Annotated in this window: 25 protein-coding genes and 2 pseudogenes; 11 read left to right on the top strand and 16 right to left on the bottom strand. The window is 70.6% G+C overall.

Translation table 11 applies throughout. The features are described from left to right. Positions 1–2: 2 nt before the first annotated feature. Complete coding sequence (locus ACFYO2_RS11875; RefSeq protein WP_388347374.1) at positions 3–854, bottom strand: hypothetical protein; 852 nt, start codon at positions 852–854, stop codon at positions 3–5. 267 nt (positions 855–1,121) lie between these two features. Here ACFYO2_RS11875 and purN point away from each other — a divergent pair, with 267 nt between their 5' ends. Further along, positions 1,122–1,760, top strand: coding sequence for a phosphoribosylglycinamide formyltransferase (gene purN / locus ACFYO2_RS11870; RefSeq protein ID WP_388347372.1), 639 nt, complete (start codon positions 1,122–1,124; stop codon positions 1,758–1,760). Further along, a complete protein-coding gene (purH, locus tag ACFYO2_RS11865; protein WP_388347370.1) occupies positions 1,757–3,322 on the top strand; it encodes a bifunctional phosphoribosylaminoimidazolecarboxamide formyltransferase/IMP cyclohydrolase in 1,566 nt (521 codons plus the stop codon). Before purN ends, purH begins: the two co-directional genes overlap by 4 nt. 39 nt (positions 3,323–3,361) lie before the next feature. Here the strand turns inward: purH and ACFYO2_RS11860 are convergent, their stop codons facing one another. The 5 genes from ACFYO2_RS11860 to ACFYO2_RS11840 all read right to left on the bottom strand — a co-directional run bounded on the left by ACFYO2_RS11860 (position 3,362) and on the right by ACFYO2_RS11840 (position 7,071). Beyond that, entirely contained in the window at positions 3,362–5,134 is a 1,773-nt protein-coding gene (locus ACFYO2_RS11860; RefSeq protein ID WP_388347368.1) for a protein kinase, read from the bottom strand. 162 nt (positions 5,135–5,296) lie between these two features. Next, positions 5,297–5,728, bottom strand: coding sequence for a peptidoglycan-binding protein (locus ACFYO2_RS11855; RefSeq protein WP_388347366.1), 432 nt, complete (start codon positions 5,726–5,728; stop codon positions 5,297–5,299). Positions 5,729–5,742: 14 nt separating this feature from the next. Continuing rightward, positions 5,743–6,201 (bottom strand): peptidoglycan-binding protein, encoded by a 459-nt coding sequence (locus ACFYO2_RS11850; RefSeq protein WP_388347364.1) that lies wholly within the window; start codon positions 6,199–6,201, stop codon positions 5,743–5,745. Beyond that, entirely contained in the window at positions 6,201–6,647 is a 447-nt protein-coding gene (locus ACFYO2_RS11845; RefSeq protein ID WP_388347362.1) for a peptidoglycan-binding domain-containing protein, read from the bottom strand. Before ACFYO2_RS11845 ends, ACFYO2_RS11850 begins: the two co-directional genes overlap by 1 nt. Before the next feature lie 100 nt (positions 6,648–6,747). Further along, positions 6,748–7,071: an ATP-binding protein gene (locus ACFYO2_RS11840; RefSeq protein ID WP_388347360.1), complete on the bottom strand. Its 324-nt coding sequence runs from the start codon at positions 7,069–7,071 to the stop codon at positions 6,748–6,750. Here ACFYO2_RS11840 and ACFYO2_RS11835 point away from each other — a divergent pair. Together ACFYO2_RS11835 and ACFYO2_RS11830 are read left to right on the top strand one after the other, a co-directional pair. Then, positions 7,046–7,396: pseudogene (locus ACFYO2_RS11835) on the top strand (Scr1 family TA system antitoxin-like transcriptional regulator); the annotation flags it as partial. The gene ACFYO2_RS11840 and the pseudogene ACFYO2_RS11835 overlap by 26 nt on opposite strands. Continuing rightward, complete coding sequence (locus ACFYO2_RS11830; RefSeq protein WP_388347358.1) at positions 7,320–7,517, top strand: DUF397 domain-containing protein; 198 nt, start codon at positions 7,320–7,322, stop codon at positions 7,515–7,517. The pseudogene ACFYO2_RS11835 and the gene ACFYO2_RS11830, both read left to right, overlap by 77 nt. Positions 7,518–7,523: 6 nt before the next feature. Here the strand turns inward: ACFYO2_RS11830 and ACFYO2_RS11825 are convergent, their stop codons facing one another. From ACFYO2_RS11825 to ACFYO2_RS11785, 9 genes and pseudogenes are all read right to left on the bottom strand, one after another. Continuing rightward, complete coding sequence (locus tag ACFYO2_RS11825; RefSeq protein WP_388347356.1) at positions 7,524–7,961, bottom strand: hypothetical protein; 438 nt, start codon at positions 7,959–7,961, stop codon at positions 7,524–7,526. Between the two features lie 120 nt (positions 7,962–8,081). Further along, a complete protein-coding gene (locus tag ACFYO2_RS11820; RefSeq protein WP_388347354.1) occupies positions 8,082–8,525 on the bottom strand; it encodes a hypothetical protein in 444 nt (147 codons plus the stop codon). A gap of 70 nt (positions 8,526–8,595) precedes the next feature. After that, positions 8,596–9,201 carry an ALF repeat-containing protein gene (locus ACFYO2_RS11815; RefSeq protein WP_388347352.1) on the bottom strand — a complete coding sequence of 202 codons (606 nt, stop codon included), beginning with the start codon at positions 9,199–9,201 and terminating at the stop codon, positions 8,596–8,598. 256 nt (positions 9,202–9,457) lie between these two features. Beyond that, positions 9,458–9,913 carry a M23 family metallopeptidase gene (locus tag ACFYO2_RS11810; RefSeq protein WP_388347604.1) on the bottom strand — a complete coding sequence of 152 codons (456 nt, stop codon included), beginning with the start codon at positions 9,911–9,913 and terminating at the stop codon, positions 9,458–9,460. Between the two features lie 109 nt (positions 9,914–10,022). After that, a pseudogene (locus tag ACFYO2_RS11805) lies at positions 10,023–10,757 on the bottom strand (FHA domain-containing protein); the annotation flags it as partial. A gap of 224 nt (positions 10,758–10,981) precedes the next feature. After that, positions 10,982–11,395 carry a hypothetical protein gene (locus tag ACFYO2_RS11800; protein WP_388347350.1) on the bottom strand — a complete coding sequence of 138 codons (414 nt, stop codon included), beginning with the start codon at positions 11,393–11,395 and terminating at the stop codon, positions 10,982–10,984. A gap of 93 nt (positions 11,396–11,488) precedes the next feature. Next, on the bottom strand, positions 11,489–13,063 hold the full coding sequence (locus ACFYO2_RS11795) for a serine/threonine protein kinase (RefSeq protein WP_388347348.1): 1,575 nt from the start codon (positions 13,061–13,063) through the stop codon (positions 11,489–11,491). Further along, positions 13,060–13,806 carry an FHA domain-containing protein gene (locus ACFYO2_RS11790; protein ID WP_388347346.1) on the bottom strand — a complete coding sequence of 249 codons (747 nt, stop codon included), beginning with the start codon at positions 13,804–13,806 and terminating at the stop codon, positions 13,060–13,062. The genes ACFYO2_RS11795 and ACFYO2_RS11790 overlap by 4 nt, the downstream gene beginning before the upstream one ends. A gap of 140 nt (positions 13,807–13,946) precedes the next feature. Beyond that, a complete protein-coding gene (locus ACFYO2_RS11785) occupies positions 13,947–14,579 on the bottom strand; it encodes an RDD family protein (protein WP_388347344.1) in 633 nt (210 codons plus the stop codon). A 265-nt stretch (positions 14,580–14,844) separates the two neighbouring features. Between ACFYO2_RS11785 and ACFYO2_RS11780 the strand changes: the two genes are divergently transcribed. The 5 genes from ACFYO2_RS11780 (at position 14,845) to ACFYO2_RS11760 (ending at position 19,891) form a co-directional block, all read left to right on the top strand. After that, positions 14,845–15,699 (top strand): bifunctional methylenetetrahydrofolate dehydrogenase/methenyltetrahydrofolate cyclohydrolase, encoded by an 855-nt coding sequence (locus ACFYO2_RS11780; RefSeq protein ID WP_388347342.1) that lies wholly within the window; start codon positions 14,845–14,847, stop codon positions 15,697–15,699. 4 nt (positions 15,700–15,703) lie between these two features. Next, positions 15,704–16,264 carry a DUF3017 domain-containing protein gene (locus tag ACFYO2_RS11775; RefSeq protein ID WP_388347340.1) on the top strand — a complete coding sequence of 187 codons (561 nt, stop codon included), beginning with the start codon at positions 15,704–15,706 and terminating at the stop codon, positions 16,262–16,264. Between the two features lie 235 nt (positions 16,265–16,499). Further along, positions 16,500–16,982, top strand: a complete 483-nt coding sequence (locus tag ACFYO2_RS11770) for a helix-turn-helix domain-containing protein (protein ID WP_388347338.1) — start codon at positions 16,500–16,502, stop codon at positions 16,980–16,982. Positions 16,983–17,306: 324 nt separating this feature from the next. Further along, positions 17,307–18,590, top strand: coding sequence for a DUF2690 domain-containing protein (locus ACFYO2_RS11765; protein ID WP_388347336.1), 1,284 nt, complete (start codon positions 17,307–17,309; stop codon positions 18,588–18,590). A gap of 311 nt (positions 18,591–18,901) precedes the next feature. Beyond that, the gene (locus ACFYO2_RS11760; protein WP_388347334.1) at positions 18,902–19,891 is read left to right on the top strand and encodes a malate dehydrogenase; all 990 of its coding nucleotides are present in this window, start codon (positions 18,902–18,904) and stop codon (positions 19,889–19,891) included. A gap of 105 nt (positions 19,892–19,996) precedes the next feature. Here the strand turns inward: ACFYO2_RS11760 and ACFYO2_RS11755 are convergent, their stop codons facing one another. After that, complete coding sequence (locus ACFYO2_RS11755; RefSeq protein WP_388347332.1) at positions 19,997–20,890, bottom strand: GNAT family N-acetyltransferase; 894 nt, start codon at positions 20,888–20,890, stop codon at positions 19,997–19,999. A 224-nt stretch (positions 20,891–21,114) separates the two neighbouring features. Here ACFYO2_RS11755 and ACFYO2_RS11750 point away from each other — a divergent pair, with 224 nt between their 5' ends. Both ACFYO2_RS11750 and ACFYO2_RS11745 read left to right on the top strand, forming a co-directional pair. Continuing rightward, a complete protein-coding gene (locus ACFYO2_RS11750) occupies positions 21,115–22,905 on the top strand; it encodes a hypothetical protein (protein WP_388347330.1) in 1,791 nt (596 codons plus the stop codon). Further along, a complete protein-coding gene (locus ACFYO2_RS11745; protein ID WP_388347328.1) occupies positions 22,892–23,245 on the top strand; it encodes a hypothetical protein in 354 nt (117 codons plus the stop codon). The genes ACFYO2_RS11750 and ACFYO2_RS11745 overlap by 14 nt, the downstream gene beginning before the upstream one ends. Positions 23,246–23,247 lie beyond the last annotated feature (2 nt).

The following is a 23,247-nucleotide window of genomic DNA, read 5'->3' as shown; positions in this document are numbered from 1 at the left end:
CGTCAGCTGCTCGCCCCCAGCACCCCCCGCAGCTCCTTCGGCAGAAGGTCCGCGCAGGACTGCTTCGCCTCGTTGGTGAGGGCGTCGTTCGTGCAGGTGTAGTAGTCGCTGTAGACCATCTTCACGGTGAAGCCCGCGGCGACCAGGGCGATGGCCAGGGACGCCGTGACCAGGCCGCTCACCGCGGCGGTCCGCTGCGGGCGGCCGGTCTGCGCGTGCGCCGGGATGTTCGGGTCGGGCGCGGCGGGGGGCTTGGCGCGCAGGGCGCTGATGCCCCAGTAGAGGGCCAGCGCGCCGAGCAGCAGAGCGACGTAAGGCCAGCTGAACAGCGCGAAGAAGAAGGCCCACATGCCGGACAGGAGGGCGTACCGCGCGCGCCGCTGGCCCGGGTCCGTCGGGTCCCAGCGCAGACCGGGTCCCTGCCCGCCGCCGCTCGGCCCCTCGGGCGGACCGGCACCCGGGCGCTCACCGAAGCCGCCGGGGGAGCGGCCGGGCTGCTGGTCGCTCCACTGACTGCCCCAGGGGGCTCCACCGCCGTCACCGCTCGAACCGTCGGACCCCTGACCGTCTTCGCCGCCCTCGCCGCCCGTCGGGTGGCGACGCGGCTGCCACGGCCGGTCCGGAGTGCCCTCCGGCGGCGGTGCGAACGGGTTGTCGTCCGAGGCCGGAGTCGGAGCCGACGCCGGAGCCGGGGGCGCAGCCGGAGCCGAGCCGCCCTCCCCCTCGCCGTTCTGCTTGTCCGAGGGCGCGTCGGGCGGTGAGGCGGGGCGCTCCCGCAGAAGCACACCGCTACGCTCCCCTCCCTGCGACGACTGCGGGGGGAGTGTAAGGAGTCGCAAACTGCGGTCCGGCATCAAGTGAGCGTCTTCCCCTAGGTGATACGGCTGGCTGTCCTGAGCTGTCACGAGGAGAACGCACCGCACGACGACCGCGTTCCCGAGCCCGCTCCTCCCAGACGCTACCTTCCGGCCACGCCCCCGTCCCGTGGGGGCCGCCCGGTGTGCCGGTATCGTTGCTGACGGTCGGCCGCTTCGTAGACTTCCCCGTATCCCGGGGCGCGAAGCATTCGTATGACTGTACAAACCGGCCATGCAAACGCTCCCCCGAGAAAGGGCCCCACCGTGGCCGCCAAGCCCGTGGCCAAGCGCCTCGTCGTGCTGGTCTCCGGTTCCGGTACGAACCTCCAGGCGCTCCTCGACACCATCTCGACCGTCGGCACCGAGGCCTACGGCGCCGAGATCGTGGCCGTCGGTGCGGACCGCTCGGGCATCGAGGGACTGGCCCGCGCCGAGCGGGCCCGGATCCCCACCTTCGTCTGCAGGGTGAAGGACCACGCCACCCGCGACGAGTGGGACGCGGCCCTTGCGGAGGCTGTGGCCGCGTACGAGCCCGACCTCGTCGTGTCGGCCGGTTTCATGAAGATCGTGGGCAAGGAGTTCCTGGCCCGCTTCGGGGGGCGGTTCGTGAACACGCACCCCGCCCTCCTCCCCAGTTTTCCCGGCGCCCACGGTGTCCGCGACGCTCTCGCGTACGGCGCCAAGGTCACCGGCTGCACCGTCCACTTCGTCGACGACGGCGTCGACACCGGACCGATCATCGCTCAGGGCGTGGTGGAGGTCCGGGAGGAGGACCACGAGGACGAGGGTGCCGCTCTGCACGAGCGCATCAAGGAAGTCGAGCGAAGGCTGCTCGTCGATGTCGTGGGGCGGCTCGCCCGCAACGGCTATCGCATCGAGGGACGAAAGGTAGTTATCCAGTGACCGCCGAGAGCAACAAGCGGGCCATCCGACGGGCGCTCGTCAGCGTCTATGACAAGACCGGGCTCGAGGAGCTCGCGCGCGGGCTGCACGAGGCCGGTGTCGAGCTCGTCTCCACCGGTTCCACGGCCGCGAAGATCGCCGCGGCGGGCGTCCCCGTCACCAAGGTCGAGGAGCTCACCGGCTTCCCCGAGTGCCTGGACGGTCGCGTCAAGACGCTGCACCCGCGCGTGCACGCGGGCATCCTCGCCGACCTGCGCCTGGAGGACCACCAGCGGCAGCTGCAGGAGCTGGGCGTCGAGCCGTTCGACCTCGTCGTCGTCAACCTCTACCCGTTCCGCGAGACCGTCGCCTCCGGGGCATCCCCCGACGAGTGCGTGGAGCAGATCGACATCGGCGGACCGTCGATGGTGCGCGCCGCCGCCAAGAACCACCCGTCCGTGGCGGTCGTCACCAGCCCGGCCCGTTACGCCGATGTGCTGGCGGCCGTGCAGAGCGGCGGCTTCGACCTCGCCACCCGCAAGCGGCTCGCGGCCGAGGCGTTCCAGCACACGGCGGCGTACGACGTGGCCGTCGCGAGCTGGTTCGCCTCTTCCTACGCCCCTGTCGACGACTCTCAGTTCCCCGACTTCCTCGGCGCCACCTGGGAACGGGAGAACACGCTCCGGTACGGCGAGAACCCGCACCAGCCCGCCGCCCTCTACGTCGACGGCAGCGGTGGCGGCCTCGCCGAGGCCGAGCAGCTGCACGGCAAGGAGATGTCGTACAACAACTACACGGACACGGACGCCGCCCGCCGTGCCGCGTACGACCACGCCGAGCCCTGCGTCGCGATCATCAAGCACGCCAACCCCTGCGGCATCGCGATCGGCGCGGACATCGCTGAGGCGCACCGCAAGGCGCACGCCTGTGACCCGTTGTCGGCGTTCGGCGGTGTGATCGCCGTCAACCGTCCGGTGTCGAAGGAGATGGCCGAGCAGGTCGCGGAGATCTTCACCGAGGTCATCGTCGCGCCCGACTACGAGGACGGCGCGCTGGAGGCCCTCGCCAAGAAGAAGAACATCCGGGTGCTGCGCTGCCCCGAGGGCCCCGGCAACCCCGTCGAGGTCAAGCCCATCGACGGTGGCGCCCTCCTCCAGGTCACCGACCGCCTCCAGGCCGACGGCGACGACCCCGCCAACTGGACCCTCGCGACGGGTGAGGCGCTCACCGCCCAGGAACTGTCGGAGCTCGCCTTCGCCTGGAAGGCCTGCCGGGCCGTCAAGTCCAACGCCATCCTCCTCGCCAAGGACGGCGCGTCGGTGGGCGTCGGCATGGGGCAGGTCAACCGCGTGGACTCCGCGAAGCTGGCGGTGGAGCGGGCCGGCGCCGAGCGCGCGCAGGGGTCGTACGCCGCCTCGGACGCTTTCTTCCCCTTCCCCGACGGCCTGGAGATCCTGACCGAGGCCGGCGTCAAGGCCGTTGTCCAGCCGGGCGGTTCCGTCCGCGACGAGCTGGTGGTCGAGGCCGCGAAGAAGGCGGGCGTGACGATGTACTTCACGGGGACGCGGCACTTCTTCCACTGATCCCACTGATTCCGCTGACGGAACGACATCCTGGCGGCGCTACGTCGAACTGCGCAGCGCCGCCCAGGTGTTGGGCCCCACCTGGCCGTCCACCTCGAGTCCCTTGGCGCTCTGGAACTGCTTGACCGCCGACTCGGTGTCCCTGCCGAACTCGCCGTCGACGCCCGCGCTGCCGACGCTGTAGCCGCGCTTGGTGAGCATGCACTGCACCTGGACGACGCGTTGGCCCTTGTCGCCGTAGTCGGTGAGTTCGGTGCCGGAGTAGTACGTGCACTGGGAGATCCAGGGCGGGGTGGCCGGTGTCGTGGCGGTCTTGGTGGGGGTGGCGGTCGGGGCGGTGCCGCCACCGCTGTCGTCGCCGTCGGATGTGGGGGAGGCTTCGGCGGTGGGAGCGGACTGCGTGGGGCCTGCGCCGCCTACAGGTGCGTTCGGGCTCTGCGACTTCTCGGCCTCCGCTTCCCCCGGCCTGGTTTCCGTCCCGTTCCCCTTCCGCTTCCCCTTCTCCTTGTCGCCGGAGGGCGAGGCGGAGGAGCTGGGGAGGGGAGAGGCGTGCGCGGCATCGGGGGCGGTGCTGCCGGCTGCCGCCGGTGCGGCCGAGTCCGTTTCGTCGAGGGACGGGCGGGTGAGGAAGAAGGCGCCCGCGGCGACGGCGCACACGGCGAGGCCGGCGATGACGGCGAGGTAGGCCTTCCGCTTCCTCCGGCGGTCGCCGTCCTCCGGTGCCGGGGTCTGGATGGGGGTGGCGTGCTGCCAGGAGGGCGGTGCAGGCGGAGTGCTGGCGGGAGCGGGCTGCTGTGTCGGCGTACGCAACTGGACGGTCTCGTGGACGGCGACCTGTTCCAGCGCGTCGCAGGCCTGCCCTCGGGCCAGCAGCCGGGCGCTCAGCGGCTCGTGCCAGACGGCTGCGCGGCCGTGACCGGCGGCGGTGGCGGCTTCGGTGAGTTGGCGTGGGGTGGGTCGCCCGGCGGGGTCCTTGGCGAGGCAGGCGGACAGGAGGCCGGCCAACGCGGGGTCCACGGCAGCGAGTTCGGCCATGATCTCCTGCTTGGGCTCCTCGAAGGCGACCCGGTGCATCACGTCGACGCCGGTGCCGTCCCCGAAGGGGGCATGGCCGGTGGCCGCGTAGATCAGGCTCCCCGCGAGCGAGAAGACGTCGGAGGCGGTGTCGCACCGTCCCTCGCGCAGATACTCGGGTGCCATGAAGGCGGGCGTGCCGACCCTGCTCCCGGTCGAGGTGATCGCGCTGCTGTCGGCAGCCTGCGCGATGCCGAAGTCGATGACGTGCGCGCCCTGCGGGGACAGGATCACGTTGGACGGCTTGAGATCCCGGTGTACGACATCGGCGGCGGTCATCGCGGACAGCGCCTGCCCGAGGTCCGCCACCAGCCGCCACACGCCGGCCGGCGCCAGCGTGCCGCAGTCGCGCACGGCGTCGGCGAGATTGAGGCCGGGAACGTACTGCGTGGCCATCCACAGCAGCGTGTCGTCGAACCCGGTGCCGAGCAGCTGCGGCGCACGCGGGGTGTGGACCCGGGCGTGCACGGAGGCCTCCCGCTCGAAGCGCCTGCGGAAGCGGGGGTCTTCGGCGTACTCCGGGCGGATCACCTTGACGGCGGCGAGGCCGGGGGTGCTGTCGGCGGGGCGCGCGAGGTAGACCCGGCCCATGCCGCCGCTGCCGAGGAGGCCGAGGGGGACGTAGGGTCCGATGCGGCCGGGGTCGGCCGACTGCAGCGGTGTCGCGCCCGCGTGCTTCAGGGCGGCGTCATCGGACGCCGGCGTGTGGGACGGCATGGGCTGCCGCTGGTCTGTCATCGATCCCCCGAGTGCTGTTCTGGCTGCCTCCCCAACGTGCGCTTGTGTCACGCCAGTTGAGGTGAGGCTATCGCGTGGGGCGGGGGGAGTGGCCCCGAGGCGCCGGGAACGCCGGAATCCTCGGGGCACAGGTACGACCCCTGGTGAAGGGGGCGGCGTGTATCAGACGCCCAGCCTTGAGCAGCCGTGGACCGAGCCGCTGCCTCCCATGTAGAGGGGCCATTTCATGGCCTTGCGGGTCTCCGGCCCGTACACGCCGTCCACCCCCACGTCTTCGGCGTCCTGCACGGCCCTTACCGCCTGCCTGGTCTCCGGTCCGTAGATTCCGTCCCGTGAGATGTCCTGATAGCAGGTGTCGATGGCGATCTGGAGCGCGTACACGGCGTCCGACTGGGCCCCTTGGGACATCACGCAGTTCCGTGAGCCCGTACCGCTGTAGTAGGGCTGGTACGTGAAGAACGACCCGGATGCGGACACCGCCTTCTTGGCGTTGCACGTGGGATACGAGGCGGCATGAACCGCACCCGGAGACGCCAACACCGCACCCGTGCCCAACGCGAGAGCCCCGAGAACAGAGGCCAACTTCTTTCCCATGGTCCCCTCCTTCCTCACACCTGCGGCTTCTGGCACTTGTAGAAGCCCTCTCCCTCGATGTACACGCCCCAGTACGTGGCCTTGCGGGTCTCCGGGCCGTACACCCCGTCCACCGCGGCGTCCCCGTCCGTCTGTTCCTGGACGTACTTGACCGCGTTCCGGGTCTCGCTGCCGTAGATGCCGTCCTCACGGATGTTGGCGATGCCGTTGTAGCAGTCGTTGATGGCGAACTGCAGGCGCGTCACTCCCGCGGACTGGGCCCCGTAACCCATCACGCAGTTCCGTGAGCCGGTGCCCGTGTAGTACGGCTGCACCACGAAGCGCGTGGAGGAGATGTAGTGCTTCTTGGCGGCGTTGCACGTCGGGTACGAGGCGGCCTCCGCGGGGGAGGCCGTGACGGCGAGACCGGTTGCCGCCAGGGCGGCGGTCGAAACGGCGACGGCGTACTTCGGCATGATGGCGCGCAACCGCATCACAGCTCCAGGCACTTGTAGGAACCGCCGCGGCTGAACTCCCACTTCAGGTTGGAGCGTGACTCGTTGCCGTACTCGCCGTCCACGCCGATGCCCTCCTTGCCCTGTGCGTATTCGAGGGCCGCCTTGGTGGCAGGGCCGAAGATTCCGTCGACGTCCAGGCTGCGGCCGTAGCACTTGTTCAGCGAGATCTGGAGCGCCTTCACGGCCGCGCTGTTCGCGCCCCGGTTCATGTAGCAGTCCATGGACTTGTTGTAGGCGGGGATCTTCGCGTCGAAGGCGAAGCTGAGGGAGCCGAGCGCGCTGCTCCGGGTCACCGAGGTGTTGCAGTAACCCGCGTAGGCCTCGGCAGGCGACGCGGTGGCCAGGCCGAGGCCGACCCCGGACAGCAGGACGGCGGCGGCGGAGATTCCCGCCTTGGCGCGCAGTGTGCGCAATGCGTGCATGGTGATGTCCCCCTTGTTGTGTGGCTTGCGCACCCACTGTCACGGAGGGGAGGAGGGACGTGAACCTGAAACATTTCAGGTAGACCTCTTCCGGGCCTCTTCACGGGCTGCCGAGGAGTTCGCACCACACGGTCTTGCCGGCGGGTGTCAGCCACACGCCCCAGCGTCGTGCGATCGCGTCGAGCAGCAGGAGGCCGCGGCCGCTTTCGTCGTCCTCGCCCGGGTGGCGCGCGATGAGCGAGGCGTGCGGGTCGGGGTCGGTGACCTCCACCCGCACACGGCCGTCCTGACCGTGGACCAGACGGACGGTCACCGGTGCGCCCTCGCCGACATGGTTGATCACGTTCGTCAGCAACTCGCTGACGCAGAGCTGGACTTCGGGGCAGGGGCCGCCGAGGCACATCGCGGAAGTGGTCAGGGCCACACGGTCCATTGTGCAGATCGTCCCGGAAACCACCGCGACTCACCCGTTCATGGTGGGCATGACCCGGATCATGACCTTCCTCGACGCGCCACCGCTCGTGTACATCGAAGGTCTGCACAGCAGCCAAGTCATCGACTATCCGGCCCTCGTGATGCAGCACCGCGAGTCGTACGATCTGCTCAGGGCCGCCGCACTGCCCCCGGAGGCGTCCTTGGCCATGATCGAGGCAGCTGCAGAGGATTACCGGAATGAAGCCCAACAGCAACATCGACCTGAGCTCCGTGCGGTGGCGCAAGAGCAGCTACAGCAACGGGACCGGCGGTGAGTGCGTCGAGGTCGCCGACAACCTCCCCGGCATCATCCCCGTCCGCGACTCCAAGAATCCCGAGGGCTCGGCCCTGGTGTTCCCCACCCGAGCCTGGGCCCTCTTCGTCGTATCCCTCTAGGGGCGGTCAGTCCTTGGAGTAGTTCTCGGGCGACGAGCAGCCGTCTCCGCTGGCGGGCGGCTGCTGACAGACGGTGATCTTGATCCGGTCGATCCCGTCGGCGAGGTCCGTGTCGCCGATCGTGAAGTTGAAGGACCGCTTCGAACCGAGATCACTCTCGTTGTTGGTGGTCCGCGTCTCGGAATCGATCTTCGTCGACCCTGCAAAGGCTTCGAAGATCGCCCTGGTCGAGCGGCCGCCGTCCGAGATGTCCAGCACATATCCCTGGATGTTCGCGGTGCGGTTGTACCAGGTGATGGCGCCTTTGGTGTGGCCGTTCGGCTCCCCGAGGACGATGAACTCATCCGGCGCGTAGTCCGCCGCCGTCGCAGGGGCGACCGCAGCGCCGAGCGCTCCACAGGCCGCGATGAGGCCGACAACCACCTTGCGCGTGATTCGGGACATGCTCCTACCTCTCCACTGTTGGCGTACCGGCGGCGGTGCAGGAGTCAGCCTCACTCGTGACGGGAGCGCGAGGAACCTGAAATGTTTCAGGGTCGGTCGGAAGACGGCCCTGACGAGGAGTCAGCCGGCGGCCGCCGCCATGCAGCCTCCGTAGAGGAGGAAGAACGAGGCCCAGATGGGCAGCCAGACGAGGTCGCCGTAGCCCCATGTGCGGGACTCGCGGATCACGTCCAGGCTCTCCGCGTGGACGGGATCCGCGGGGTCGTAGACGATGGTGAACTCGTCGCCGACCTGGGGGATGCGGTCGTGGGTCCGGACGACGACCCAGATCTCGCCCTTCTGCTCCGGGTGCGTCCGGATGCCGCAGCGGACCCGCATCGGCCCGCCTTCCTCCTGGGGGTTGAGGTGTCCCCGGCAGATCCCCGTCGCGGTGCGGCCGTGCCTTCTCAGCCGGCGTTCGCGCTGTGCCCGGGGGAACGCCACCAGCATCGAGACGGCAGCGCCGATCGCGCAGAACAGCGCCCAATAGCGCACGGCATCCCCCCGTTCGGCACGCGCTCTCATCCACCCTTAGCAGGGACCCGACGGCTCGGGAAGCCCATCACCACCGTGAAGGAGGAGTTGAGGAGACGCGTCAGCGGTCCACCTCGTACTGCCCGACCTCCAGGAAGTACCGCAACTCCTCCGGCGTGCCGTCGATGGCCTTCTCGGCAGCCGCGCGCAGCGCGTCGCTGATGCTCGGGTCGGCCAGAATGCGGGCGATGGCGACGCGGTCGTCCTCGGCCTGGGCGAGGCGGTAGCCGGTCTCCAGGAAGGCGCGTAGGGCTTGCGGGGTGTCGGCTTCCAGGGCCTTGGTGGCTTCCCTGATGACCGCCTTGTCCTTGCTCTGCTGGGCGGTGTGGAGGATGCGGAAGGTGGCGACGCGATCGTCCTCGAACTGGGCGATCCAGCGACCCGTCTCCAGGAAGTACCGCTGGTCCTCGATGGTGCCGTCCAGGGCCGCCTGTGCGGCGGCGTAGACGGCCTTGCCGGTGTTGGGATCGGCGATGATGCGCGCGATCGCGACTCGGACGTCGTCGTCGGACATCTCGTCGACGCTGAGGTCGGCCGTCGCGGCCGCGGTCGCCACGGTGGTGGGCGAGGGCGCGCTCGGCTCGGCGGCGAAAGCCGGGGTGGTGAGCAGGAGGGCCGGCGTCAGGGCGGTGGCCGCCATGGTCAGGGCAGCGCGGGTCAATCTCACGGTGACTTTCCTTACTTGCCTGGACAACAGGTATGGAGCGAGAAACCGGCGGATGACGCGCAGGGCCGAAGCCGAAACGTCCCCCAAGTCCTGCGCCTCATCTGCCGGTACGGAAATTCTCGCTTCGGCCACGCTGGAGGTCACTGCCGGAACCAGGCACTCTTTACGGCTTGTTGTTGCCGTCCCGGCTGTCTCCGCTGTCTCCGCTGTCCCGGCACCCGCACCCGGGCCGCCGCACACGCGGGCGTCGAAAGCCCTAGCAGTTCTTGCTGACGACGTCCGTCCACGTCTTCCCCGCACCCGTGTACGTCTTGCCGTTGAAGTCCACGGGCTGGCGGTTGGCCTCCGTCGGGATGCCGTCCGTCTTGTAGCGCTGCTCGTAGTGCAGGTGCGCCCAGCCTCCGCTGTTGGCGCCGGTGGCACCGATGTGGCCGATCCGGGTCCCCGCGGTGACGCTGTCGCCCTCCTGGACGTACCTGTCGTGATTGTCCCTGAGGTGGTAGTACGCCGTGTACCAGCCGCTGCCGTGGTCGATGATGATGACGTTGCCGGCGCCTCGGTCCCAGAAGGTGCGGGCCACCTTGCCCTTGTAGCCGGGCAGCACGTTCTTGCCGGACGATCCCGTGTTGTCCTTCACCACGATGTCCAGCGCCGGGTCGTGGCCGCTGTCGTAGGTGTCGAGCCGCCAGTGCGTGTCGCAGGCGAACGGCATCTGGAACGCGGGCTTCGCCGCCGCGACCACGTCGGCCGGCTGGTCGGAGACCGGTGCCGCCGTGGCTGGGGCGCCGAACTGGAGGCCGAGCGAGAGCGCGAGCGTGCCGGCGCCGAGGGCCACGGCCGAGCAGAGCCAGGTCGTCCTCACGTACGAGGTCGAAGCGCAGGGCCAGGGAAACCAGGCGTTCCTTCTTGCCGTTCAGGCGCGGGCCGCCGCTCGGCACCGTGTCCGGAGCCGGTTTGAGACGCAGCTTGACCGCGAGGTAGTCGATGTTCCACGCCACCGACGTACGGGAGACCGCGGGCCACAACGGGCGCAGCTGCTCGACCAGCTCCTCGGCGGTCGGCAGCGGGGCGTGCGGTTCGCCGCGCAGGCGGGCGGCGCACAGGGCGACCAGGACGTGGAAGTAACGCTTGCCGCGGTCGAGCGGGAAGGCGCACGTGGTGGGCGTCCCGTCCCGCTGGCCGACGCGGTCCAGGAAGTCGTGGCGCGGGGCCCAGACGTCGAAGCTCAGCAGTTCGTTTCCGGCGGGCAGGACCACGCGGGCGAACTCGAAGGGCACCGGGGCGTCGAGCCGGCCCGGCGCGACCTTGATGTGCTCGCCCGCGCCCTCCGGGTTCTCGACCACGTACGTCTGCGCGCTGCTCAGATTGCTGAGCCGCCAGTAGGCGCCCGCGGCGGTGATCTCTCCGGCCGTACGGGAGACGCCCTCGTGCGCGACGGTCAGGTGCGGGCCGTGCGGTCCTGCCGTGCGGCCGAACGGCAGGGAGTCGCCGGGCTCCAGGTGAATGTGATCGTCCGGGCACGTGCTGTGCATGGGCACGACGATGATGCTGTGCATGACTGTTTCCTCCCCCGACAGAAACTGGAGCCAGGGTAGGAAGGGAAGGCGCGGATATCCCAACAGCATGCAAAAACGGCGTGTCCTGCACGAAATGTGCGGCATTATGCGATAGGGGGCTCCCCGGATAGGGGGCCGTCGTGCCGAGGGCGGAGATCTCGTCGGCGAACGGCCTCCGGCCCTCCCCCGAGGGAGCCGGAGGCCGCGGTCGGGCCGGACGTCGGTCAGCAGACCGGCAGGCCGGGGATGGGCTCGTAGTTGTTGCCGCCCGAGACCTTGTTCGCCGGGAAATAGCCCCAGGCGTTGTGTGAGCTTCCGGTGTCGCCCTGGGTGTAGAGCCACCAGTCGTTACGGGCGTCCCCGACGGGCGGGTTGGGGAAGTCCGGGACCTTCGACTGGCAGACGAACCAGTTGTCGCCCGCGTAGAGGTGCCCGATCGGCTGGCGGTACAGGTAGACGTCGCCGCCCTGGTAGTTGTGGCAGTAGCGCGCCGTGTAGGTGCGCCCCTCGGGGTCGGTCTGCGTGCCGGCGTTCCCCCAGCAGCCGTTCGGTGCCGCCGACGCGCCCGTCGGCGTCAGGGCGACGGCGCCCGTGGCCAGTACGGCCGCCGCACCCAGCGAGGCGAGCATGCGCTTCATGGTCGGTGTCCTTCCGGTGTTGCCACCCCCGTTGGTGGACAGGGACACCGTGCCGCCGGCGCGCCCCTGAGCGGTACCTCAGACCTCCCAGGGTCACTTCTTGCCGGGCGGCGTGTACTCCTTGAGGTAGTGGGCGACGCGGGTGGCGTAGTCGCGGTACTGCGGGGGAACTCCACCCGCGTCGTTCACGACCTTGGTCGACGTCCGGTACGCGGCCGCCAGCAGCACCTGGCGGTCACCGGACAACCCGGTCCGGTTCAGGCGCGGTTCCATGAAGCAGAGGTAGCGGCCCACGGCCGGGATCGACTCGGCCGGCGTGAGGGGAGGCCTGGGGGTCTCCTTCGCGGGGACGCCGTCGGCGCGGAGGTACCAGCGCAGGAGGCTCGGCGTCCAGCGGGCGATGCCGTACTCGCCCTCTTTCCCCACCGACGGGTCGGACAGGTTCGGGTCGAAGTTGCTCTCCGCCTTCAGCAGGGCGGCGATCAGCGCGGGGGTGACCTCCGGCTGGACGCAGTCGTGGGCGGAGTCGACGATGAGCCGGCGGTAGGCAACCGGGACGCCTTTGCCCGTACGGAGTTCGGCGGCGCCGTAGGTGGCAGCAGTGACCTTCGTGGTCCCGCCGGACCCCGGCCCCTCGCCGTCCGCGCCCCCGTCGGCCCAGCTGCTGATGCCGTAGCCGAGGAGGGCCACGGCGACGGTGGCCGCAGCGGTGGACAGGATCGTCGTACGACGGGAGCGGCGGCGCGGAAGCAGGGTGCGGGGCAGACGGGGGGAGCGGGCCGTGCCGGCTGCCGCCTCGACGCGGCGCAGCAGGGCGTCGGTGTCGACGCGGTCGGCGTGCGTACGGGCCAGACAGTCCCGCACGATCTCCCGCCAGACGTCCGGCAGTTCGGGCGACAGGCGCAGTTCGTCGGTGCCGCGGGCGTAGGCGGCGGCCGCGTCGCGGCGGGCCGTCGGGGTGCCGCCCGGCAGCGGGAAGGAGTCGGTCAGCAGCAGGTGCGCCAGCACGCCGAACGCCCAGACGTCGGCCGACGGGCGGATGCGGCGGCCGCGTTCGCCGATCTCCGACCAGAGGAGTTCCGGCGGGGTGTAGTCCGGGGTGGAGAAGGCGGGCGTGTAGGCGTGCGTGCCCTCCAGCTCCGCGGCCATGTTGAAGTCGGCGAGACGGGCCGAACCGTCCCGCATCAGCAGGACGTTGCCGGGTTTCAGGTCACCGTGCACCCAGCCCGCCCGGTGCAGCTGGGCCAGCCCCTCGCAGATCTGTGCGAGGAGGGCGGGGCCCGCGGACGGGCGGGGAGAGGCGGCGAGCAGGGCGGCCAGGGAGCGCTCCGCCCTCTCCAGTACGAGGACGGTGGCGCCGTCGAGCCGCGGGTGCCCGGGGTCGTCGACGGTGAGGGTGTCGTACATCCGGATCAGCCGCGGGCGGCGCAGCCTGCGGTGCAACTCCACTTCCCGGTCGATCAGTTCCCGCAGGTGGGCCAGCTGGCGGGGGGTGCCCGTGCCGGTCGGCAGGAACTTCAGGGCCGCCGTCCTCGGCAGCTCTTCGCCGCCGTCCGTGCGCCGCGCCTCGTACACGCTCCCGAACGCCCCCGTCGCGATCGGCTCGCGCACCTCCCAGACGCCGAGCCGGTACCCGCGGGGGACCTGCACGGCGTAGGGCTCGGTCACCGTGCCTCCCGGGCGGCCGGGTTCGAAAGGACGACGAGGTCGTCCTCCCGGACCAGGTCGAAGCGGAGCGCCAGGGACACCAGCGACTCCTTCTTGCCGTTGAGGCGCGGGCCCGTGTCCGCCGTGTCCGGCCCGGGTTTGAGGCGCAGTTTCACGGCGAGGTAGTCGATGTTCCACTGGACGGAGGTGCGGGACGCGGCCGGCCAGTTCGGGCGCAGTCGGTCCACGACCTGGTCGACCGTGGGCAGCGGCGCGTGCGGTTCACCGCGCAGGCGGGGTTCGCACAGGGCGGCCAGCACCGCGAAGTAGCGCTTGGTGCGGTCGACGGAGAAGGCGGGCGCGGTGGTGTCGCCGTCGAGGCCGCCCTCGATGCGCAGATGGTCGTGGCGCGGCGCCCAGACGTCGAAGGCGAGCAGGTCGCCCGCCGCCGGCAGCACGATCCGCGAGAACTCGAACGGCACGGGCGCGTCCAGGCGGCCCGGGCCGACCTTGATGTGCTCGCCCGCGCCCTCCGGGTTGTCCACCACGTACGTCTGGTGGGCGCTGAGGTTGCTCAGGGTCCAGAAGGTGCCCTGCGCGGTGATCGCGCCCGCTCTGCGGGACACCCCGTCGTGCGGAACGATCAGGTCGTTGTCGGCTGCGGAGCGGCCGAAGGCCAGCCGCTCGCCGGGTGCCAGCCGCAGTTGCGTCCGGTCCGGCTCGTCCTCCGTGGTCGGCGGAGGTACCACGACGATGCTGTACACGGTGCGTCTCCCCGTCCCCGCGTGTCTACGAGTCAGGGTGGGCGACGCCCGGGGGCCGTGTCACGACGTGACACGGCCCCCGGGAAAGGTTGGCGAGAAGGCGCCGTAGCGATCCGCCGTCAGTTGTGGTGAATCGGTGCTCAGTTCGAGCGGATCACGATGGACGAGCAGACCTTGTCGGCGAACGTCTGACGCTTGGCGTCCCAGGCCGGCCACAGCCAGCCGAGGTAGCACGCCAGGCTGTCCAGGAAGTGCGCGAGCCGACGGACGAAGGCCATGCCGACGCCGAGCGGCTGTCCGTCGCTCTCCCGCACCAGACGGATGCCGAGCGCCTTCTTGCCGACCGTCTGGCCGGTGCGGCCTTCCTTGATCAGCTGCCAGATCGCCAGGCCGATGACGCCGAGCGCGCCGATGACCGACAGGAACCCGGTCTGGGCGCTGACGTCGATGATGACGAGGATGTACGGAATCAGGAAGACGAGGCCGTCCACGAGGGTGCCGAGGAAGCGCTGGCCCCAGTTCGCGTACGACGGCGGCATTCCGTAACCCGGCTGCTGCGGGTAGCCGTAACCGGCCGGGGCCTGCGGCGCCTGCGGGTAGCCGTAGCCCTGCTGCGGGGGAACGCCCTGCGGGGCCTGCTGCGGGTAGCCGTACGGCTGCTGCTGGCCCTGCTGGGGGTAGCCGTAACCCGGCTGCTGCGGCTGCTGCGGCTGCTGGGGATTCTGAGGGTTCTGCGGCTGACCGTAGGGGTTGTTGGGCGAGCCGAAACTCATGGCGGGATTCCTCCGTTGCGCAAGCTGGGGACAATGCGGACTGTGCGGAGGAACGTCACGATATGAGCGGTTTGCCCCCCGAACATCAACCGCGAACTGCGCCACACATGGTTCTAGGCAGGCGAGTTGTTGTCCACCCGCATTCCGTATGTGTTGTGCAAGTGCAACATCGCTGATCATGGAGGGATACGGGCGGACGGGCGCCGTGATGTCCCGGCGGCACCCGGATTGGAACCGGGACCGGGTCATCCGCGAGGATGGGGGCATGACCGCCCAGATTCTCGATGGCAAGGCCACCGCAGCCGCGATCAAGTCCGATCTGACCGCCCGCGTGGCGGCGCTGAAGGAGAAGGGCGTCACGCCCGGCCTCGGCACGATCCTCGTCGGGGAAGACCCCGGCAGCCAGAAGTACGTCGCCGGCAAGCACCGCGACTGCGCCCAGGTGGGCATCGCCTCGATCCAGCGCGAACTGCCCGCCACGGCGACACAGGAGGAGATCGAGGCACTCGTCCGCGAACTGAACGAGGACCCGGCCTGCACCGGCTACATCGTCCAGCTGCCGCTCCCCAAGGGCATCGACGAGAACCGGATCCTGGAGCTCATGGACCCGGACAAGGACGCCGACGGCCTCCACCCGATGAACCTCGGCCGCCTCGTCCTGAACGAGCCCGCCCCGCTGCCCTGCACCCCGAACGGCGTGCTGACCCTGCTGCGCCGCTACGGCGTCGAGATCAAGGGCGCCGAGGTCGTGGTCGTCGGCCGTGGCGTGACCATCGGCCGGTCGATGCCGCTGCTGCTGACCCGTCGCAGCGAGAACGCGACGGTGACCCAGTGCCACACCGGTACGCGTGACCTGTCGGCCCACCTGAAGCGCGCGGACATCATCGTCGCCGCGGCCGGTTCCGCCCACCTGATCCGCGCCGAGGACGTGAAGCCGGGCGCCGCCGTCCTGGACGTCGGCGTCTCCCGCAGCGCCGAGGGCAAGATCGTGGGCGACGTCCACCCGGACGTCGCCGAGGTGGCCGGCTTCATCTCCCCGAACCCGGGCGGCGTCGGCCCCATGACCCGGGCCCAGCTGCTCGTCAACGTGGTCGAGGCGGCGGAGCGCAGTGTCGGCTGAGGGAATGCCCGGCAAGGCCGAGGACGTCGAGAGCGCCAAGGGCGTCGAGACGGTCGAGGACGCCGACGCCGTCGCGACTGCCGAGAACGCCGACGCCATCGCGACTGCCGGGGACACCGGCGACATCGAGGTGCGGGACCCCATCAGCGCTCCCGACGCCGACGGGAAGCCGCGCCGGACGACCCGTCGCTTCCCGCTGTTCACGCGGGACACCGCGCGCCCCGAGGGCGGCGGCCGGGCCGCACCGAGCGACGCCCCGGCGCCCGCCCGGCAGTGGCCGGTCCTCGCCGTACTGGCGATGGCCGGGCTCGGACTGCTGCTGACCGCCCTCGACCTGTTCCGGTTGGGCACGCTCCTGATCGGCGTCGCGCTGCTGGCCGGAGGTGTGCTGCGCTGGCTGCTGCCGGACGTCGGCATGCTCGCGGTGCGCTCCCGCTTCACGGACATCGTCACCTACGGCGTGCTCGGCCTCGCTATCGTCCTGCTGGCGCTGATGGTGCAGCCGAAACCCCTGCTGGTGATCCCGTTCCTGAAGGACACGCTGCACGTCACGGTCAGCAGCTGACCGGTGCCGAACGGCTGCGGCCCGTCCCCTCCCCCGAGCAAGGACGGGCCGCCGCCGAGCACCAGACTCCTGCACGGCGAACCGGCTGTTCAATGGCTGTCCGTGCGCTGTGGCACGGTGGTGACCGTTCCGCCACGGTGTCCGGGCCTTGCGACAGTCCCACCCGCCCAGGGAACCGATCAGCCCTCTGACGTCGTCACTTGCTCAGAACCGGGGTCCCAAGGGGAGGTGGCCGATGGGCGGCTGGCAGCCGTTGCCGGACGATCTGCCGCCGGAGGTGCGGCACTTCGTGGAACAGTTGCGGCTCCTGAAGGACCGCACCGGACTCAGCCTGGTCGCCCTCGGCGCCCGCACCGCCTACAGCAAGTCCTCCTGGCACCGCTACCTCAACGCCACCCAGCCCCCGCCCCGGCAGGCCGTCGCCGCCCTGTGCCGGATCGCGGGCCTCGGCGGCACGGACGCCGAACGCTTCGGCGTGCGCTGGGAACTGGCGGTCCAGGCGTGGCCCCGCCCGGTGACGGTGCCGGCCCCACCCGCCGGGAGCGAGGCGGGCGGCAACGGGAGCCACGAGTACGAGGACGATCCCACGCTGCCGTGGTGGGACGCGCCCCCCGAGGAGGGCGCTCGCTGGCGGAGCGGGCGGCTGCTTCTGTCGGCCGTGCTGCTGCTCCTTGTCACCCTGCTGATCGGCGTCGTCGGGACGGTTGCGTTTGGGTGAGCCGAACACTTGCGTGACAGGCGGTATTTCCGGTGTGTGACACTCGTGTCGATGTATTGAGACGTTCGCGGATTTGACACGAAGTCGTTCGACATCGGCGCTAGCGTGTCCCCTTCTGCCGTCGGCGTACTGGACCTCCGACCGGTGGGCGTGCAACGGTGCATGCCCGCGGCCACGATGCACCCGTGCGCCCCCACCCCGGGAACTGAGATCCTGACTGGGCGCATCCCTGTGGGTAGCCACAACGGGGACTCGGCAGAGGGCACCACGCATGGGGACAAGCGGGGAACAACCAGCACAACCCGGGGGAAGAGGGGGGTAGCAATGCCTCGTTGGAGGGCCTTGCCCGACGAGCTCGATCCGCAGGTCAGAGAGTTCGCAAGCCAACTGCGGCGGCTCGTGGACCGCAGCGGTCTGAGTATCGCCGCGGTGGCGGACCGCACGGGCTACAGCAAGACGTCCTGGGAGCGTTATCTCAACGGCCGGCTGCTCGCGCCCAAGGGCGCGATCGTCGCCCTGGCCGAGGTCACCGGCACCAATCCCATCCATCTGACGACGATGTGGGAGCTCGCCGAGCGCGCCTGGAGCCGCTCGGAGATGCGCCACGACATGACCATGGAGGCCATAAGGATCTCCCAGGCGCGTGCCGCGCTGGGCGAGTTCGGCGCGCCGCCGGCGGCCGCCCAGGGCAGCAGGACGGCCCGTAGGAGCAGTAGTGCCACCGCCACGCCCGGCATCGCCGGACCGGCCGGTGTGGTCCCGTCGGTGCCGCCGCAGCCGACGGCACCGGAGGCGCAGGACTCGGTCGGCGACGTACGGGATGTGCTTCCTTCGGGTGGGTCCTCGGGTGGTTCTGCGGGCGGTTCGTCCGGTGGCTCCTCGAGTGCTTCCTCGGGCGGCAACTCGTGGGGGCTGGCCGGGTATCAGCGGCCGGCACCGGCCGGTGGGCGGGGTGCCGGCGAGGGCGCCGGAGCCCCGGCATCGGCATCGGCATCGGCATCGGCATCGGCATCGGCATCGGCCGACGGTCCCGTTCGGACTCCGGCGCCGTCGAGCCCGTACGGCGAACCCCCGCAGGGTCCCCGTCCAGGCGGTGGGTCCTCCGGCGGGGCGGGCGGCAAGCGGCGGCTGACGATGTTCCTCGCGGGCGTCTTCGGCGTGCTCGTGGTGGTCGTGGCCGCGTACTTCCTCACCGACACGGGGGACGGCGGCAAGAACGAGGGCGCCGTCGACTCGCCCTCGCCGTCGGCCAGCACGAACCCCGACCTGCCGGCCGGGGTGAAGTGCAGCGGTGACTCCTGCACCGGCAAGGACGCGGAGAGCATGGGGTGCAGCGGTGACCTCGTGACCACCGCCAAGACCGCGACCGTCGGCACGACCGTCGTCGAGGTCCGCTACAGCGAGACCTGCGGCGCGGCCTGGGGGCGCATCACGCGGGCCGCGCAGGGCGACGAGGTGCGGGTGACCGTGGGGAAGGCCGAGCAGACCGGGAGCATCACGGTGGCCGGGGACACGATCGCGTACACGCCGATGGTGGCGGTGAAGGACGCGGGAGAGGCGGAGGCCTGCGTGACACTGTCCGCGGGTCAGGAGGGGTGCACGAAGTAACGGGAAAAGAATCCGGTCGGACGCGCATGCCCGCCTGAATCGGGGGCACGCGAACGTTACCCCCACGGGAGTCCGGAAATCGGTACCCCCAAATCGGCGGCCGCCTTCGTCCCCCCTCTCCCGGACGGGCGGCCGCCTCTTTGTGTGCGCACGCCCTTGGGGCGGGGACTCTGTGGGCTGGGCCACACGGACCCGCGCATCCGTGATCCCGGATGCGCGATAGCCTGACCGCTGGATCTCTTGACGCCGAGAGATCGATCAAACGTCCGGGGCAGGGACGCCCCACCGCCAGCTGTCATACGGAGAACGCCATGACCCGCACTCCCGTGAACGTCACCGTCACCGGCGCGGCCGGCCAGATCGGTTACGCCCTGCTCTTCCGCATCGCCTCCGGCCAGCTGCTCGGCGCGGACGTGCCGGTCAGGCTTCGCCTCCTGGAGATCACCCCGGCGCTCAAGGCCGCCGAGGGCACCGCCATGGAGCTCGACGACTGCGCCTTCCCCCTCCTGCAGGGCATCGACATCACGGACGACCCGAACGTCGCCTTCGACGGCGCCAACGTCGCCCTCCTCGTGGGCGCCCGCCCGCGCACCAAGGGCATGGAGCGCGGTGACCTCCTGGAGGCCAACGGCGGCATCTTCAAGCCGCAGGGCAAGGCCATCAACGACAACGCCGCGGACGACATCAAGGTCCTCGTCGTCGGCAACCCGGCCAACACCAACGCGCTGATCGCCCAGGCTGCCGCCCCGGACGTACCCGCCGAGCGCTTCACCGCGATGACCCGCCTGGACCACAACCGCGCGCTGACCCAGCTCGCGAAGAAGACGGGTTCGACGGTCGCGGACATCAAGCGCCTGACCATCTGGGGCAACCACTCCGCCACCCAGTACCCCGACATCTTCCACGCCACGGTCGCCGGCAAGAACGCCGCCGAGGTCGTCAGCGACGAGAAGTGGCTCGCCGAGGACTTCATCCCGACCGTCGCCAAGCGCGGCGCCGCGATCATCGAGGCCCGTGGCGCGTCGTCGGCCGCCTCCGCCGCCAACGCCGCCATCGACCACGTGTACACCTGGGTCAACGGCACCGCCGAGGGCAACTGGACCTCCATGGGTATCCCGTCGGACGGCTCCTACGGCGTCCCGGAGGGCCTGATCTCCTCCTTCCCGGTGACCACCAAGGACGGCAAGTACGAGATCGTCCAGGGCCTGGACATCAACGAGTTCTCCCGCACCCGGATCGACGCCTCGGTGCAGGAGCTGGCGGAGGAGCGCGACGCGGTTCGCGGCCTCGGCCTGATCTGAGTTTCGGCTCGACTCCTCCGTCCTCTGTCACGACCCCCACGGGCTCTGTTCCGGTACCGACCGGAGCGGGGCCCGTGGCCCTTTCCGACTGACCCTGGTGATCCCTCAGGCGAGGCGCTTCTCGAACCAGTGGGCGGCGTACACGTTGTCGTCGTAGCGAGGGATCTCCCGGTATCCGCCCGCCCGGTACATCGCCTGCGCCTCGGTGAGCGTCGCGTGCGTGTCCAGTCGTACGGCGTCGAAGCCGCGGGCGGCGGCCTCGCCCTCCAGCGCGGCGAGCAGCCGTCGGGCGAGGCCGAGGCGGCGGGCGTCCGGGTGCACCCACACGTGCCGGATCTCGCCGACCCGGGGCTCCAGCCGGCGCAACGCCCCGCAGCCCATCGGGCGGCTCTCCTCGTACGCGACGAAGAAGGCGCCGGCGTCGCCGGACACCTCCTCGGGCCGTACGAGAGCGGACGCGTCGAAGCCCTCCGGGAACCGGGCGTCGATGTCGGCGGCGTACGCCTCCAGGCAGGTGCGGGCGTCGGGGGAGGCGCCGGGCACGAGGACGACGGTGATGGCTGCCAGCCGGAGCAGGCGCTGCGCGGTGGCCAGCGCGCCGGTCAGCTCGGTGCGCTGGCCCGGGGCCAGGCCTTCGAGCAAACCGGCGGCGAGGGCGCCCGCCCGACGGTTCTGCTCCTTGACCTCGGCGCGTCCGGCGGGGGTCAGTTCCACCCTGCGCAGCCGGTTGTCGTCAGGGTCCACGCTCGTGCGGACCAGGCCCTGCGCCTCCAGGGCCTTCGCCATCCGGCTCAGATACCCGGCGTCGAGACCGAGCCGCGTCCTGAGCTCCCGCAGGGCGGCGCCGGACGCGTTCATGTGTATCTGGAACTCGTGGATCTCGAACAGCAGCCGGGCCTCGCCGAGCGGGCGGTCCTGGCCGAGGTAGTGGTCGTCCAGGACGCCGATGCGACGCGTGAAGTAGCGGTTGAAGCGGCGGAGGGCCGTCACCTGTTCCATCGACACTGGCTCCATATTTCTTTGACCTTAGTCAAAGAATCCCCATGGGTCCACGGTCGGGGCCGATTGTCAGTGGCGGCCCGTAGTGTGCGGGAGTGAGGGATGGGATACCCGCTGTGACATTCCGGTTCCGTCGGTCCCACCCGTCCCTCTATGCTGATGGTTTGTCAACAACAGCATGAGACAAGGACTTCAAGAGTTCATCCACGCATCGGGGGAGTGGAGTGAGCACCGCATACGTGCCTCAGCAACCACATCAGACATCCGCCGGCACACCGCCGGCCGAACCGCCGCCCATCGCGCCGCACGCCAGCGAGGCGACCCGGCTGCTGTGCGCGGGCACCTATCTCGACTCCGGTTATCGCGACCGCGTCATCGAGGAGCTGCACCTCAACGAGCAGCGGATCGTGGCCCCCTCGCTCGGTTACGACGCGGCCCGCGTCCTCGCGCACGCGCTGCGGGCCCGGCGCCTGGAGCTCGCCTGGGCCGGGGCGATCCTCGGGCTGTGGGTCGTCGGCACGGCCCTGACCGGGGGTGTGCTGGGTCTCTTCCTGTGGCCCAGCCTGTACCTCGCGGTCGCCGGATGGGTCAGGGGACGCGGGGAGCAGCCGCCGCTGTACCGCAGGGTCCCCGCATTCCTGCTCCGCTGGTGGGGCCGCATCATGTTCGCGCTCCTGCTGGTCCTGGTGACGGTCGCGGCGTTCGGCGGCTCGGACGACAGCGACGGGTACGGCTCGTCCTACGACTCGTACGGCTCCTCCGGCCTGTACGGCGACGGCTTCTCGGACTCGCCGGGGTTGTCCGACGCGCTGGTGCCCGACCTCGGCGACCTCGGCAGCCTCATCGAGCCCTGGCGGGCCTGGGCCACGCTCGTCATGTTCGCCCTGATCGCGCTCTGCCTCGCCGCGCAGCGTGGCCAGTTCGCCCGGGTGATGGCCGCCGAACTCTCCCCGCAGCGCTTCCCGGACGCCGCCGGCGACCCAGCCGAACGGGCCGAGGGGCAGCGGTTCCAGCGGCTGAAGGACCGTGTCCGGCTGGAACAGCACGCCCCGCTGATCATGTACAACGAGGCACGGCCGTTCTGCGGGGCCGGCGCGGCCTACGAGACCTGGGTCCTCGCCGTCGAGCTGCGCCCGGACGAGATGAAGAAGCAGGAGCCGCTCGGCAACCGCACGGTCCTGGAGAAGATCCGTCCCCTGCTCGAACAGCTGCGCCTGCCCGCCGAGTACGCCGGGAACCTGGGGCGCGACCGGCTGCGCCGACTGGAGATCGACGAGTGCGTGTTCCTGCCCGCCGAGGGGCTGCGGCGGCGCGAGGAGGCGCCGTACACCTTGCAGGCCTTCGAGGAGCACCGGGCACGTGCGGTCGAGGAGGGCGCGGAGAAGCGCCGGCACTTCCTGCGGATCCGGGTCGGCGGCTGGGAGGAGGAGCTGGTCGTCACAGTCTTCGTGCGCATCCACACCCAGGGCCGCATGCTCATGCTGGAGGTCGCGCCGCATGTGCTGACGCCGGTCCGCGAGGACTTCAAGAACGCCGACCGCACCGCCCACCGCTTCCGCCACAACAGCGCGCTGGGCAAGGCGGCCTGGGCGGTGGTCCGGGTGCCCGGATCCGCGGTCGGCTCCCTGGCCACGCTGGGCAAGGGAGTGGCGTACGTCTGGCGGCTGCTCACCGGCGGGCACGCGGGCGCGCTGCCCGAGGGGCCGGCCGTGTCGGTGCGGGAGCTGGGGTCGGTGACCGTCGGGTCCCTGTTCCAGGAGATGGACGTCCTGCGGTACCTCAAGAGCGTGCAGGACCGGGTCGCGAACGGGGTACGGGCCGCGCTCGCCGAATCCGGTTATGAGACCGGCGAGTTCGTCCAGAAGATCGTGAACATCAGCAACGGCGGCGTGAACATCGGCCGGATCGAGGGCAGCACCTTCGCGGTCGGCAGCCACGCCTCCGCGTCGTCCTCATCGACCACGACCGGCGCCGCCGCGCCGCAGAAGGGACCCCGTAACGATGGCAACGGATGAACCGAACGTCAGCATCGGCGACGTCTCGCACAGCACCTTCGCCATCGGCAGCCACGCGCACGCCGAGAGCCACCACGGCACGGCCGTACAGCGCGACCGGGCCGCCGAGGAACTCCTGAAGGCGGTGCGCGAGCTTCGCGCGGACCTGACCAGGGTCCGGGCCACCGAGGAGACGGCCACGCTGGACGAGGCACTCGCCGACACCGAGGACGAGATCACCCGCACCGGACAGGCGGGCCCGTCCCGCCTCGACCGCCTGCGGCAACTGCTCGCCGACTCGCAGGCCCTGGTCGGTCTCATCGCGTCCGCCGGGGCCGTCGCCGGTCTGCTGGGGCTGTGAGA

Origin of the sequence: Streptomyces sp. NPDC006602, from assembly GCF_042870385.1 — a bacterium.
GTDB lineage: Bacteria > Actinomycetota > Actinomycetes > Streptomycetales > Streptomycetaceae > Streptomyces.
Note: the sequence above shows the minus strand (reverse complement) of the source record. Positions and strands in the feature narration are given on the sequence as shown.